The sequence below is a fragment of the Candidatus Thiopontia autotrophica genome, assembly GCF_982804495.1.
Genome location: NZ_CEYDPX010000012.1, coordinates 1 through 14,002, shown reverse-complemented (window position 1 = coordinate 14,002; position 14,002 = coordinate 1). Strand labels below are relative to the sequence as shown.

15 protein-coding genes and 1 other RNA gene are annotated in these 14,002 nt (G+C 48.5%); 3 read left to right on the top strand and 13 right to left on the bottom strand.

Annotated elements, in window-relative coordinates:
* Position 1: 1 nt before the first annotated feature.
* The 8 genes from AC3ZFK_RS04990 to rsmI form a co-directional block, all read right to left on the bottom strand.
* Complete coding sequence (locus AC3ZFK_RS04990) at positions 2-1,516, bottom strand: UDP-N-acetylmuramoyl-L-alanyl-D-glutamate--2,6-diaminopimelate ligase (RefSeq protein ID WP_487541454.1); 1,515 nt, start codon at positions 1,514-1,516, stop codon at positions 2-4.
* Entirely contained in the window at positions 1,516-3,240 is a 1,725-nt protein-coding gene (locus AC3ZFK_RS04985; RefSeq protein ID WP_487506758.1) for a peptidoglycan D,D-transpeptidase FtsI family protein, read from the bottom strand. The genes AC3ZFK_RS04990 and AC3ZFK_RS04985 overlap by 1 nt, the downstream gene beginning before the upstream one ends.
* Positions 3,237-3,530 carry a cell division protein FtsL gene (gene ftsL, locus AC3ZFK_RS04980; RefSeq protein WP_487506757.1) on the bottom strand — a complete coding sequence of 98 codons (294 nt, stop codon included), beginning with the start codon at positions 3,528-3,530 and terminating at the stop codon, positions 3,237-3,239. The genes AC3ZFK_RS04985 and ftsL overlap by 4 nt, the downstream gene beginning before the upstream one ends.
* Positions 3,530-4,498 (bottom strand): 16S rRNA (cytosine(1402)-N(4))-methyltransferase RsmH, encoded by a 969-nt coding sequence (gene rsmH / locus AC3ZFK_RS04975; RefSeq protein ID WP_487506756.1) that lies wholly within the window; start codon positions 4,496-4,498, stop codon positions 3,530-3,532. Before rsmH ends, ftsL begins: the two co-directional genes overlap by 1 nt.
* Positions 4,485-4,928 carry a division/cell wall cluster transcriptional repressor MraZ gene (mraZ, locus tag AC3ZFK_RS04970; protein ID WP_487506755.1) on the bottom strand — a complete coding sequence of 148 codons (444 nt, stop codon included), beginning with the start codon at positions 4,926-4,928 and terminating at the stop codon, positions 4,485-4,487. Before mraZ ends, rsmH begins: the two co-directional genes overlap by 14 nt.
* Before the next feature lie 29 nt (positions 4,929-4,957).
* On the bottom strand, positions 4,958-6,106 hold the full coding sequence (gene ftsZ, locus AC3ZFK_RS04965) for a cell division protein FtsZ (protein ID WP_487506754.1): 1,149 nt from the start codon (positions 6,104-6,106) through the stop codon (positions 4,958-4,960).
* Between the two features lie 280 nt (positions 6,107-6,386).
* Positions 6,387-6,756: RNase P RNA component class A (gene rnpB, locus AC3ZFK_RS04960), an RNA gene on the bottom strand.
* A 37-nt stretch (positions 6,757-6,793) separates the two neighbouring features.
* Positions 6,794-7,615, bottom strand: coding sequence for a 16S rRNA (cytidine(1402)-2'-O)-methyltransferase (rsmI, locus tag AC3ZFK_RS04955; protein WP_487506753.1), 822 nt, complete (start codon positions 7,613-7,615; stop codon positions 6,794-6,796).
* Between the two features lie 58 nt (positions 7,616-7,673).
* Here rsmI and AC3ZFK_RS04950 point away from each other — a divergent pair, with 58 nt between their 5' ends.
* The 3 genes from AC3ZFK_RS04950 to AC3ZFK_RS04940 are packed head-to-tail and all read left to right on the top strand — an operon-like array spanning position 7,674 to position 10,123.
* Entirely contained in the window at positions 7,674-8,075 is a 402-nt protein-coding gene (locus AC3ZFK_RS04950) for a YraN family protein (RefSeq protein WP_487506752.1), read from the top strand.
* Between the two features lie 44 nt (positions 8,076-8,119).
* Positions 8,120-8,707, top strand: coding sequence for a BON domain-containing protein (locus tag AC3ZFK_RS04945; RefSeq protein ID WP_487506751.1), 588 nt, complete (start codon positions 8,120-8,122; stop codon positions 8,705-8,707).
* Between the two features lie 39 nt (positions 8,708-8,746).
* A complete protein-coding gene (locus AC3ZFK_RS04940; RefSeq protein ID WP_487506750.1) occupies positions 8,747-10,123 on the top strand; it encodes an FAD-binding oxidoreductase in 1,377 nt (458 codons plus the stop codon).
* Between the two features lie 14 nt (positions 10,124-10,137).
* Here the strand turns inward: AC3ZFK_RS04940 and AC3ZFK_RS04935 are convergent, their stop codons facing one another.
* The 5 genes from AC3ZFK_RS04935 to petA all read right to left on the bottom strand — a co-directional run bounded on the left by AC3ZFK_RS04935 (position 10,138) and on the right by petA (position 13,916).
* Positions 10,138-10,548 (bottom strand): ClpXP protease specificity-enhancing factor, encoded by a 411-nt coding sequence (locus AC3ZFK_RS04935; protein WP_487506749.1) that lies wholly within the window; start codon positions 10,546-10,548, stop codon positions 10,138-10,140.
* Positions 10,541-11,164, bottom strand: a complete 624-nt coding sequence (locus tag AC3ZFK_RS04930) for a glutathione S-transferase N-terminal domain-containing protein (protein WP_487506748.1) — start codon at positions 11,162-11,164, stop codon at positions 10,541-10,543. Before AC3ZFK_RS04930 ends, AC3ZFK_RS04935 begins: the two co-directional genes overlap by 8 nt.
* Positions 11,165-11,316: 152 nt before the next feature.
* Positions 11,317-12,051 (bottom strand): cytochrome c1, encoded by a 735-nt coding sequence (locus AC3ZFK_RS04925; protein ID WP_487506792.1) that lies wholly within the window; start codon positions 12,049-12,051, stop codon positions 11,317-11,319.
* A 24-nt stretch (positions 12,052-12,075) separates the two neighbouring features.
* The gene (locus AC3ZFK_RS04920; protein ID WP_487506747.1) at positions 12,076-13,323 is read right to left on the bottom strand and encodes a cytochrome b; all 1,248 of its coding nucleotides are present in this window, start codon (positions 13,321-13,323) and stop codon (positions 12,076-12,078) included.
* On the bottom strand, positions 13,323-13,916 hold the full coding sequence (gene petA, locus AC3ZFK_RS04915) for a ubiquinol-cytochrome c reductase iron-sulfur subunit (RefSeq protein ID WP_487506746.1): 594 nt from the start codon (positions 13,914-13,916) through the stop codon (positions 13,323-13,325). Before petA ends, AC3ZFK_RS04920 begins: the two co-directional genes overlap by 1 nt.
* Between the last annotated feature and the right edge of the window lie 86 nt (positions 13,917-14,002).

Here is a 14,002-nt window from a genome sequence, read left to right as displayed (position 1 = left end):
CCTACATCCCGGAGAGGTTAGACCTCATCAATGAGGCTGCCAACAGTCGGTCACTAAACGGGATCTTTCTCTCTCCAACCAACTGCCACTCCTCATGCCCCTTTCCTGCAATCAATACAATGTCATTTTGGTTACTCTCGCTGAAGCAGTGGCGGATTGCCTCCTCCCTGTCATGAATCACTGCCGCCCTCTCTGCCTGCTGCATCCCGGCAAGAATCTGTCTGGTGATATCTACAGCTGACTCACCTCTTGGGTTGTCATCGGTTAGTACCACCACATCTGCATACTGTTCCGCAATCCTTCCCATTTCTGGACGTTTCCCACTGTCACGATCACCTCCACAACCAAACAGAACCCAGAGCCTTCCAACACCTGATACATCTTGCAGGTGCTCTCTGGTTGCAGTTAGTGCCGCCGCAAGTGCACCAGGAGTATGGGCATAATCGATTATCATGGTGGCGTACCCATCTCCCACAAATGGCTCCATACGACCAGAAACTGGCTCGGTTTTTTCCAATATCTCCACAGCCTCAGAAAATGGCACTTTCCAGCTAATCAACAGGGCCAATGTAGCCAGAAGATTACTCACATTGAATCTGCCATAGAGGTTGCTATCAAGCACCTTCTTTTCACCATGATACTCAACCTCCAGCACCATTCCATTGCGATCCTGGATAATGACCGCACCATAAACATCAGGTTTTATATTGCCACTTTCAGAGCCATAACCGATACATTCTGCTGTTCTGGTTGGGTCAAGATAGATCTCACGGCCCAGCTCATCATCCAGATTAACCACAACCGAAGATAGTCCGGGATAATAGAACAGACTCTTCTTAATCTTACGGTAGGCAGCGACAGAACCATGATAGTCCAGATGGTCTCGCCCCACCTGCGTCAGTACGGCACTGGTAATCTCACTGCCTGAGAGTCTGAACTGCTCTATTCCATGTGACGAGGCCTCAATTGCCACACTTTTTACTCCAGACTCAACAAAGCCTGAGAAGAGCCTCTGCAGCTCAATTGGAGGAGGAGTTGTGTGGCCGGTGGCAATCGTGTCACGACCTCTCTCCATCAACCTTCCACCAAGCGTTCCAATAACAGCTGCGCCCCCCTCAAATCGCTCCATTGCTGCTGCAATAAAGTGGGTAACTGAGCTTTTCCCATCTGTTCCTGTTACAGCAACAACCTTTAACTTATGAGAGGGATTCCCATAAAACCTGCTGGCAATCTGCCCCAATACTTGCCTCAGATTTGCCACCTGAATTCCAACATGGTGAGTTATTGTTCCACTATCAAACAGTATGGCAACAGCCCCTCTCTCCACAGCCTGATCAATATAATCAACCCCATCCAGACCTGAGCCGGCAAGCGCAATAAAGAGATCACCATGACAGAGTGTTCTGCTATCCACAGAGAGCCCCATTACTGTAATCTCACTGAGATCCTGAGGTACAACTGTAATACCATCCAGAATCTCCCCCAAGCTCCACTCCATATCTCTCTTATTCATCATCAGGATATCTCATCCCTGTTTTCCGGGTCTGGAGAAATACCCATCACCCGTAGCGCTCCCTCCATAACCTCGGAAAATACCGGGGCTGAAACCCAGCCTCCGGTATATCTTTTACCTTTTGGATCATCAACAACTACAACCACAACAATTTTTGGGTCGTCAACCGGTGCCATTCCAGCAAACAGGGCAGTGTGCCCAAGAGCCTTGCCATCACTATCGTAATATCTCCCATCAACAAGCTTATCAACCGTGCCGGTCTTGCCTGCAACCCTATACTCTTTTACCCTGGCTCGCCGTGCTGTCCCCTCGTTTTGGGTCACGCTCTCCATCATCAGACGGACAGCTTGCGCTGTCTCTGCAGATAGAACCTTGCGTACACTTCCTCTATCTTCCTCATCTCGTTGGCGCAAAAAGGTAACAGGCTTAATCACTCCATCCTCGGCAATTGCAGAGTATGCCCGTGCCAACTGTAGCGGGGTCATATTTAGTCCGTACCCGTAAGAGAGGGTTGCTCTATCAACCTTCCTCCATCTTGCATAGTCGTGCAAAACTCCTGTCCCCTCTCCAGGGAAGCCCGATCCAGTTAGCTCTCCAATCCCGGCAAGATCAAGGACTCTCCATAACTGCTGCGGCTTCATCATTAAGGCAAGCTTGGCTGATCCTACATTACTGGACTTTTGCACCAGGGTCTTTAAATCAATTTTTTTGTAATTATGGTTTTTAAATTCCCGAATAACCTTCCTCCCAATTTTCAATCTACCAGGGGATGTATCAATAATTGTCTCAAGGTTAACTACCCCACTATCAAGGGCAGCTGCTACAGTAAACGGCTTCATGGTTGAGCCTGGCTCCAACAGATCGGTAACTGCCCGATTTCGCAGTGCGCCGCCCTTTCTCTGTGATGGGTCATTTGGATTAAAAGATGGGAGGCTCACCATTGCCAATACCTCACCACGGTCTGAATCCAATACAACCACTGAACCTGATGATGCATCATATTCAGTTATTGCCTTACTCAGGGATCTGTATGCAAGAAACTGCAGGCGACGATCCAGACTCAGGTGAAGCCGTTTCCCCTCCTCTCCATGCTCAATCAGGCCAAGTGTCTCAATTGGCTTTCTGGATGCATCCCGAACCACCTGGACTATATCTGGAGAACCATTAAGCCATTCATTATAGGCCAACTCTATCCCCTCCTGCCCCTCGTCCTGCCGGTTGGTAAAACCGAGAAAGGACGCCATTGCCTCACCCTCTGGATAATAACGTCTTACGCCCCGACGAAACTCAATGCCTGCAATATTTAGTGACTCAATTTTTTTCTTTATGTGTGGTGCAACCTGTCTTTTCAGCGGGATATATTTTTTCGCTGAGTAGCGTGCCAGTTTTTTATTGAGCCAACCCTCGCTCTCACCCAACAATTTTGCCAGTCTGATTCGTATCTCACGGGAGTCTGGAAATTTTTGCGGATTACAGCCAACAGTCACGACCGGGGTACTCAACGCAAGCACTGAGCCATTTCGATCTACAATCTCACCACGTATTGCCGGAATCTCCATCTTGCTTATATGCTGGGCAACCCGGCCGGGCAATCTTGTGCTTACCTCTTCTGGAAACAGATGCAACATGACTGCTCGCCACACCAGAATAGCCATTGCAACCAGCAGAGGAATCCCAACAGCTATCCGTCGAACCATGGTATCGCCAGTTACTGAACCTCTCTTCACTGGTGAATTACCACTCTTTGACTACCGTCAGGATAGGACATGCTCAACTCAGACTGTGCACGATCCTCAATTTTCGCAAGATTTCCCCATGCCGCCTCCTCTAAACGGAGCCGACCCTGCTCTTCAAGAGCACGCCCATACTGTTTTTTTAGCCCCTGCAGATGGATATAGAGCTGGATCTCCCGATGTTGAAGATAGATAACCCCCATTGCACTCCCAATCACTAGCAAAATAAGCAGTGGCAACAGACCGCCACGAATAATGAAGTTTGCCTCATACCAGCGTGTCACTACTCTCCCCTCTCACCAGGAAGCTCAAGCTTCTCGGCAACCCTCAATACTGCACTTCTGGAACGTGGGTTAATCGATATTTCGTCTGCAGAGGGAAATTGCGCCTTGCCGATCACTCGCATTACTCCGCTATGCTCTATGGAACGAATTGGCAGATCTGGTGGCAGATTGCTCTCCCCTTTTTCACATTTTCTAAAAAACCGTTTTACCATTCTATCCTCGAGCGAATGGAAACTGATAACAGCAACTCGCCCCCCCGTATTAAGAAGTTCAACGGCCTGATCGAGAACCTCTCCGAGCTCATCAAGTTCTCTATTTAGATAGATACGGATAGCCTGAAATGTTTTTGTTGCAGGATGACGTTTCTGCTTCCCTGGAATGGATCTCCTGACAATTTCTGCAAGCTGCAGTGTAGTATTAATTGGATCCTCGTCACGAGCCCTGACAATGGCCCTGGCAACTCTTCTGGAGTGACGCTCATCCCCAAATTCCCACAATACATTTGCAATCTCATCTTGAGAGGCATCCTTGATCCACTCTGCGGCACTTGTCCCCTGCTGTGGGTTCATTCGCATATCAAGAGGACCCTGCTTCATAAAACTGAATCCTCGCTCCGCCTGATCAAGTTGCGGAGAGGAGACCCCAAGATCCAATAATAGACCATCAATTGCCATATCTTCATGTAGCAATACCATTTTCAGATCGGAGAATGGGGCATGGACAATCGAAACCCTGGAATCTTCGGAGAACCTCTCCTCTGCAGCCTGGACAGCTACCGGGTCACGATCCATAAGCAGAAGTCTGCCATGTGAAGAGAGTCGTTTCAAAATCTCGGCTGCATGCCCCCCTCTTCCAAAGGTTGCATCCACATAAAACCCGTCTGGCTTTATATTGAGGCCGGCAACTGCCTCCTCCAACATGACTGAATAGTGGGCAACATGATGGTGCCCTTGATCAGATATAGACATCCTCGAGCAGACTCAGATCTTCCTTGCTGAGCCCCTCCTCTTCCAATGAGGCCTCAATCCAGTCTACCTCATTCCAGAGCTCCAGCTTATATCCAACCCCTGCCAAAACCGCTGATTTCTCCAGCCCTGCATAATCACGCAACTTCTGAGAAAGCAAAATACGTCCGCTCCCATCCATCTCACACTCCTGTGCCCTGCCAATAACTGCACGACGCAACAGGATCTGCTTTTTGCTATCCAGGGTATCTATATAGTTCTCAACCTTCTCTTCCCACTCATAGAGTGGAAACAGATCAAGAGATGAAGAGCGGAAGCTGGGTGCAACAATGACAGTGCCGCCAGATGCCTCAAGCAATCTGGTCCGATAGTGGGAAGGGATCGAGATTCTCCCCTTGCTGTCGAGACTTACTGTCTTGTTCCCCCTAAACATAATCTATAGACCAAAAATATGCCTTGAAATCAGTTCGCCTGAGCTCTCAAGAAGGCAGGTATGTCAAACAGCTCTTCATTAAACTCACCATCTGTCGACTCACCCTGCTCATCACGGATATAGGTTGGCTGATCATATTCACCGCCTGTACCTGTCGGCTTTGCTGCCTCAACCAACGTAGGTTTGATTACCTGAGGTGCCACCTGCTTCTCCACAGCAGCCCCACCCAGGCCGGTAGCCACTACAGTGACACGAATCTCATCACTCATATCGGCATCAAAACCAGCACCTACCACAATAGTTGCATCCTCTGATGCATATTGTCTAACCGCTGTACCTACCTCATTGAACTGACCCATAGTCAGATCATATCCAGAGGTTACATTCACCAGAATACCTCTTGCACCACGCAGATCCACATCCTCAAGCAGAGGACTATGCAGGGCAGCGTCTGCAGCCTTGGAAGCGCGATCTTCTCCTGTAGCAGATCCTGTTCCCATCATTGCCATACCCATCTCTGACATTACTGTTTTGACATCGGCAAAGTCGACATTAATCATTCCCTCACGGGTAATAAGCTCTGCAATACCCTGGACTGCGCCGCGCAAAACACTATCTGCCTCACGGAATGCATCCATTAGCGTCATGTCTTCGCCAAAAACTGTCATCAATTTTTCATTTGGAATTGTAATAATGGAGTCAACATGCTTGCTCAACTCCTCAATACCCTCGAGAGCAACCTTCATTCTGTTGTTGCCCTCCATAGAGAATGGCTTGGTAACCACAGCAACTGTAAGAACTCCCATCTCCTTGGCAACCTCAGCTACAACTGGTGCTGCACCTGTACCAGTACCGCCGCCCATACCAGCAGTAATAAAGAGCATCTCTGTGCCGTCAATAAGTTCACGAATACGTTCACGATCCTCAAGTGCTGAATCACGTCCGACCGTCGGTTTGGCACCTGCGCCTCTACCTCTGGTCGTCTGTGACCCAATCTGAATTACCGTATCTGCAGAAGATTTTCCCAATGCCTGTGCATCAGTATTTGCGCAGATGAACTCTACCCCCGCAATCTCTGACTCCACCATATGTTCCAAGGCATTACCACCTGCTCCCCCGACACCAATTACGCGAATGATTGCGTTATCTGTATATGCATCGACTACCTCTTCAAACATTGTGCTACCCCTTTAATATTACACTCACCAGAAATTAACCACTTTGCCCCACAAGTCACCACTATACGCCACTTTTATCCAATATCAACCAAAAAATAGAAAAAGTTGCTTTATAACAGGAGGTTATAATGTTTGTTAAATGAGGAAACTCACCAACAGACACCTTTTATATTTCATGCGGTTATTGAAACAAGCTAGGTTTTCCATAAGAAACCTTGCGCAACCAGAAAAAGTTGTGTGAAAAAAATATGGTATTGAGCAGTGCAGAAAGCAGTAAAGAGGTGGAAGTCGGCCGATAAGCCGGGTTCTGTCGAGGACAACCATTCATCTGGGATGCATGTCGCCACGCACCTCAAGCAACCTACCCGAGAGCAGAGCGAGCAGCTCCTGTAGCTCTCCTATTTGGTCTTGCTCCAAGCGGGGTTTACCTTGCCACAAACAGTTACCTGTTGTGCGGTGCGCTCTTACCGCACCATTTCACCCTTACCGGTACGGAATCCGTACTTAGGCGGTATATTTTCTGCGGCACTATCCATAGGCTTATATCTCTCAAGACTTTCACCTCCCAGGCGTTACCTGGCGCTCCGCTCTATGGAGCCCGGACTTTCCTCTGTATCAATGATTGATACAGCGATTGTCTGGCCGACTTCCGACCATAATGATACAGACATCCACAATAATAGTCATTTACTCCACCAGCGAGCGATATAGTTTGTTCTTTCTGACTCCGGTAATCTCTGCAGCAACTGCCGCTGCTTTGCGTGGCGCCAACTCTCGGGCGATAATTTCGACTATACGGTATGCCTCGGAATCATCCTTATCCTCCTCTTGCGCCCCCTCAACAACCAGCACAAACTCACCCCTCCGGTTGTTAGAGTCACTCTCCATCCACTCAATCAACTCACAAAGTGGAGCGGTATGGACTGACTCATGAATTTTGGTCAACTCTCTGGCAACCGATACTCTTCTTTCCGGGCCAAAACAGCTCCTCATGGCTTGTAACGACTCCACAACTCTCCGGGGTGACTCAAAAAAAATCAGGGTTCGTGTTTCGGCAGCAAGCTGCTGCAAGAACTGCTCCCTGGCTACTGCACGTGAAGGTATAAACCCCTCAAAGCTGAAGCGGTTGACCGGAAGGCCGGATAGCGAAAGCGCAACAACAGGAGCGCTTGGGCCGGGAATTGCTGTTATCTCAATACCCTCTTCGCGTGCTCTTCGCGCCAACAGGTATCCCGGGTCATTGATAAGTGGCGTTCCTGCATCACTTATCTGCGCAACAGAGTCGCCCTGCAGCAACCTCTGGATCAGAGAGTCAATCCGGTTTACCTCATTATGTTCATGTAGTGAAAAAAGAGGCTTATCAATTCCAAAATAGTTCAGCAGATTTCGGCTGTGGCGAGTATCTTCAGCTACAATCAGGTCAACGGATGAAAGTGTCTGCTGCCCACGCGGAGAGAAATCACCGAGATTTCCTATCGGTGTAGTCACGATATACAGTACACCACTCACAGCCTTATAATCCCCTGATCCATTCCAATGATACTAACACCCAAATCCTGTGCCACTATTGAAACAGAGACTGCCAATAAATAAAACCATAACCTCATCCATGGCTGGCCATGATGCAGAGATGGCTGTATCCGAGTTTCTGCAACAGAGCGGATTGATACCAATAACCTCGAACTATAGCTGCAAGGCCGGGGAGATTGACCTGATTATGAGATCTGATCAATCAACCATCATCTTTGTGGAGGTGCGCTTACGCAATAATCGAGATTATGGAAGTGGCGCAGACACGGTTACCTCTGCAAAACAGCATAAACTATCCAGAACTGCTCTCCATTATCTACAGAGAAACCCGCAATACGAGGAGTGGTCCATTCGGTTTGATGTGGTCTCTGTAATCCGTGAACAAGATCACTACAAGTTCAGCTGGATAGAAGAGGCTTTCTGGCCTGGAGATAATTAGTATATACTCCAATGTGCCATAGAAACAAAACTCCGGAAAAGGCCATGTTACAAAAAATATTCTCTACAACCATCTTTCTCTCTATCTTCATCTACCTGCAGGGGTGCTCCACTACAGCAACACTGGCCACTACAGGTGGTGGTGCGGCAGTAACATCTGCTGATCAGAGATCAATGGGCTCAATCCTTGATGACAACTGGAGCATTGAACATGCGGCCGGCTATGTGATCAACGAGGATCCTGAACTGGCAGACAAGACCCATATAAACATTACCAGCTATAACGGTATTGTGCTGATTTCAGGAGAGGCTCCAACCGACAAACTCAAAATCGATGTTGAGAGAGTTATAAAATCCATGCCAAAGGTGCGACGAATCCATAATATGGTTACAGTGGCTGCGCCCAGCTCATTCCTGACCAGAACCAGTGATACCATGCTAACCACCCGTATCAAGGCATCCATGCTGGGAGAGGAGAACTTTCCAGCCAGCAAGATAAAGGTGGTTACCGAGAACGGGAGCACCTATTTGATGGGGCTCGTTACTCGCGCAGAGGGGGCATCTGCCGTTACCATTACTCAGGGGATAAGTGGCGTCCAGAAAATTGTGAAACTCTTCGAATACACAGACTAACCAACCACATTACAGATACAGTCCTGACAAAATATCAGAGTGGATGCATCTATTCTCTCCCGGTTTAGATCCATCGTTGGTGACGATGGATTGCTGGATGACAGTGCTGACCTACTGAGCTACAGCTACGACAACAGCCGGATCTCCACCATACCTGAAGCAGCTCTTCTTCCCTCTACCCACAACCAGGTTGTTGAGATAGTCAGGGTCTGCAGAGAACACCATATCCCCATAACCCCTCGCGGAAGAGGCAGCGGGACCTCCGGTGCGGCAGTACCAGAAGATCACGGAATCGTGCTCTCGACAGAGAGAATGAGGAGTATCATTAGGGTCGATACAGACAACAGATTGATGATTGTTCAGCCTGGTGTAACAAACCAGGAGGTACAACAAGAGGCATCGCGTCACGGCTTTTTCTGGGCTCCAGACCCAAGTAGTAGTTCATTCTGTAGTGTTGGGGGAAACATCGCCTGCGGCTCTGCCGGCCCTCGTGCCGTCAAATATGGAACTGTCCGGGAAAACATACTTGGACTAAGAGCTGTTACTGGAGATGGCAAGGAGATCAAGACAGGAACAGAAACCACGAAATGGGCTGTAGGGTATGATCTTACCCGTCTAATAGTGGGCTCAGAGGGTACATTGGCAATAGTAACGGAGGCGACTCTCAAGCTACTGCCCAAACAGCAAAAAAGTAGCCTGATGCGTGCACTCTATCGAGACATGCAGAGCGCTGCTGATGCAGTTGCAGCGATCATGGCCCAGCCGTTCACCCCAAGCGCGCTGGAGTTCATGGACAGCAATAGTCTTGGCCTGATCAGATCACAGCTCGGCAGTGACTTTCCCGCAGAGGCAGGGGCAATGCTGATGATAGAGGCAGATGGATCAATTGAGAGCGTTAAGGAGGCTGCCGAGGCACTTCAGGCCAGTGCCACAAATAGCGGGATGGTGGATTTTTACCTCGCTTCCACTGAAGCTGAGGTCAAACAGCTCTGGAAAGCACGCAAAATACTCTCCCCACGCCTGAGAGAGGTATCTCCCAAAAAGATAAATGAGGATATTGTTGTACCTGTCTCCAGCATACCTGAACTTATTGCATCAATAGACTCACTGTCTACCAAACACCAGATCATGATTGCCAATTTCGGTCACGCTGGAAATGGAAACCTCCACACCAATCTGCTGATAAATCCAGATGATTCTGCCGAGATGGCGCGTGCCGAGGAGTGCCTTGATGAGATCTTTCAGACTGTTCTTGAACTGAATGGGTCAATCTCCGGAGAACATGGGGTTGGATTGATAAAGCAGAAATTTGTTTCTCGTGAGATTCCAGACACCGAGCGGAGACTCATGAGCGAAATCAAACTGCTATTTGATCCAGACAGTATACTGAATCCTGGCAAAGGGCCTCAGCAGTAGCTGTTACCGCACTCCTACTTTACGATTTTGAGAGCTGGGGCACTCTTCTCTGAAACACCGCCATCTTGATTGCCCTGTTTCTCCTCCACCGCCTCCGGAAAGATCATTCCCTGACCATTTTCCTGTGCATAGATTGCACGAACCGCAGATGGAGGAAAAGAAATATGTTCAGATGCACCGGAAAACCTGGCACTAAAGCTGATCCAGTCATTCTCTATAGACAACCCTGATACTGCACTGTAACTGCTATTCAGAACAATCTTGTCATCATCAACATGAGCCACAGGAACCGTAACCATGGAATCTGTTGCATCAACAACAATATATGGTGTCATCCCATTATCACTAATCCACTCATGTATCGCACGGATCATATATGGACGACTGGAGCTCATCTCCTGGCCGGACTGTGATTTCTCACTCATCTAGCTCACGCTCCTCCTCAGTCAGGCTATCGAGGAATGAGTCACGATCAAATATACGCTCTGCATACTCCATAACTGCACTTGCTGAGGTTGGCAGAGCAATCTTCATGGACTTCAGTCTCCACAGGATAGGAGCCAGACTACAATCCACCAGGGAGAACTCATCGCTCATAAAATATTTATGTTGCTTGAATAGCGGTGCCAACATTGTAAGGCTCTCTGTCAACTCCTTCCTTGCCTGCTTTGCCACCTTGTCACTACCAAACTCAATCTCTTCCATCCGTACTAACCAGTCTCGATCAATCCTGTCGATCATTAGACGATCATTTGCCCTTGCCACAGGATCAACCGGCATTAGTGGAGGATGAGGAAATCTCTCGTCCAGATACTCCATAATTACTCTGGAACCAAAAAGGGTAAGATCTCTGTCGGCAATAGTCGGTAGTATCTGGTATGGACTCAACTCAATAAAGTCCTCCTGAGGATCAGAGAGATCAACACTCTCTGTTTCATGAGTAATCCCCTTCTCTGCCATCACAATCCTTACCCTGTGACTCATGGCATCCAAAGGCCCTGAGAAAAGCATCATTACTGAGTGCCTGCTTGCAATTGTCATAACTTTTCCTTGTTATCAACTCTGTCTCTACAAATATCAGATGATATTTGGACTGTTTTGGCAGCCTGAGACTGCTCTTGTATCAAGACAAAACCCCGGACTCAACAGACGATGCCGAGTCCGGGGTTTCATCAACCCAATGTAACAGTGGATTAGTGTACGTCTTTCCAGTATTCCTTCTTCAAACGGTAGGAGAGAACCAATAGAATCAACAGGAAGGCAAGCACATACCAACCCAGAGTCTCTCGGTATTCTTTGGCAGGCTCGCCAACGTATACCAGGAAATTAACCAGATCACCAACAGCCTTGTCATATTCTGCTGGCGTCATGCTTCCGGAGCCATCGGCAACCAGTTTTTCGGTAACCTTCTCACCACCATAAGCCATATTCACCTTCTCCTCCTGAAGATATTGCTTGCCCTGCAACCCCTCCAGCACATGAGGCATACCAACATCCTGGAATACAATGTTATTTACCCCCATTGGGCGTGATGTATCCACATAAAACCCTCGCAGATAGGTATACAACCAGTCTGCTCCACGAGAACGTGAGATCACGCTCAGGTCCGGTGGAGTTGTTCCAAACCAGGCAGCAGCATCCGATTCGGGCATTGCGATCTCCATAGTGTCATGGATTTTAGCACCTGTGTAGACCAGATTCTCCAGAACCTCACTATCTTCCATACCCAGATCATCTGCCATTCTCTTGTAACGCATAAACTTGGCAGAGTGACAGCTGAGACAGTAATTCATAAACAGCTTGGCACCTCTCTTCAGCGACTCGTGGTCAGTAACATCCACAGGCGCATGATCCAGATGCACTCCGCCGCCAGATGCAAGAGCAAATGTTGGGAGAATTACAAGCAACAGTGTATTGATTTTTTTCATCATCTTTTTCATCGATTGTTCTCCTTAATGCTCTGGCAGACGCTCAGGTACCGGCTTCGTCTTATCCATCTTCGAGTAGAAAGGCATCAACAGGAAGAAGGCGAAGTAGAGTACAGAGAAGATTCGTGCAAACATGGTTGCTGTTGGTGTCGCTGGCTGTGTTCCCAACCATGAGAGGACAATAAAAGTGACCACGAAGATTGCCAGAGTAACCTTGGAGATCATCCCCTTGTACTTGATGGATTTAACCGGACTACGATCCAGCCACGGCAGCAGGAAGAGCACAATAATTGCTCCAAACATCGCCATAACCCCAAGGAACTTATCAGGCACTGCACGTAGAATTGCGTAGAATGCGGTGAAATACCAGAGCGGAACGATGTGCTCCGGAGTCTTCAATGGATCTGCAGGGACAAAATTGTCCTTCTCCAGGAACCAGCCCCCCATCTCCGGCACGAAGAACATGATGGCAGAGAAGATCATCAGGAAGACAACCACGCCAACAATATCCTTGACAGAGTAGTATGGGTGGAATGGGATTCCATCTGTAGGTGCTGTATCACTCCAGCGGTTTCCTTTTGGACCATCCTTGATCTCAATGCCGTCAGGGTTGTTTGATCCAACTGCATGCAGTGCAATGATGTGCAGGAATACCAGCATAGCCAGCACCAGCGGTACCGCGATAACGTGGAATGCAAAGAAGCGGTTCAGAGTGGCGTCAGCAATAACGAAGTCACCACGAATCCACAGGGCGATCTCCTCACCTACGTATGGAATTGCACCAAACAGGGAGATAATAACCTGCGCACCCCAGTAGGACATCTGGCCCCAAGGTAGCAGATAACCCATAAAGGCCTCCGCCATCAAGGCGACATAGATCACCATACCGAAGACCCAGATCAATTCACGGGGCTTGCGATAGGATCCGTACATAAGCCCACGGAACATATGCATATAGATAACCACAAAGAACATTGAGGCACCGGTAGAGTGCATGTAACGCATCAACCAGCCCCACTCCACATCACGCATAATATATTCAACCGAAGCAAAGGCCAGCTCTGCATCAGGCTTGTAGTTCATGGTAAGGAAAATTCCAGTCACAATCTGCAACACCAGCACCAGCATAGCCAGTGATCCGAAGAAGTACCAGAAATTGAAATTCTTTGGCGCATAGTACTGTGCCAGATGCTCATTCCAAACTTTCAGCAGCGGAAAGCGTTGATCAAACCAGCCCAGTACGCCGGTTGCTTCTGTATTTCTAAGTCCCATTACGCTACTCCTTGATCTACACCAATCAGCACTTTGGAATCACTGATATATTTATGAGGAGGGACAACCAGGTTTGTAGGTGCTGGTACCCCTGCGTAGACCCGTCCAGCCAAATCGAAACGGGAGCCATGACATGGGCAGAAGAAACCACCCTTCCAATCTGGACCGAGGTCAGCTGGAGCCATCTCTGGACGGAAAGTTGGAGAACATCCAAGATGGGTACATATTCCAACAGTTACCAGGTACTCAGGCTTGATGGCGCGAGAATCATTTTTACAGTAATCAGGTTGATCCGACTCATCTGATGCCGGGTCACGCAGAATACCATCAAATGTTTTCAGAGTATCCAGGGTCTCCTGAGTACGACGAACAATCCATACCGGCTTGCCACGCCATTCGACAGTCATCATCTGCCCCGGCTCCAACTTGCTTATATTTGCCTCAACAGGAGCGCCAGCCGCCTGTGCTCTCGCACTAGGATTCATGGACTTAACGAAAGGAACAGCTACAAAGCCGACCCCTACTGCGCTCACTGCAGAGGTCGCAGCCGTCAGAAAGCGGCGCTTACCCAGATCTACAGTCTCTGTACTCATACAGTTTCTCCGAAAATAAAAAGGTGGATCCAAACAGAATCCACACCAAACCCAAAATTTTGTGGGTGAGAATATTACCACAAGTC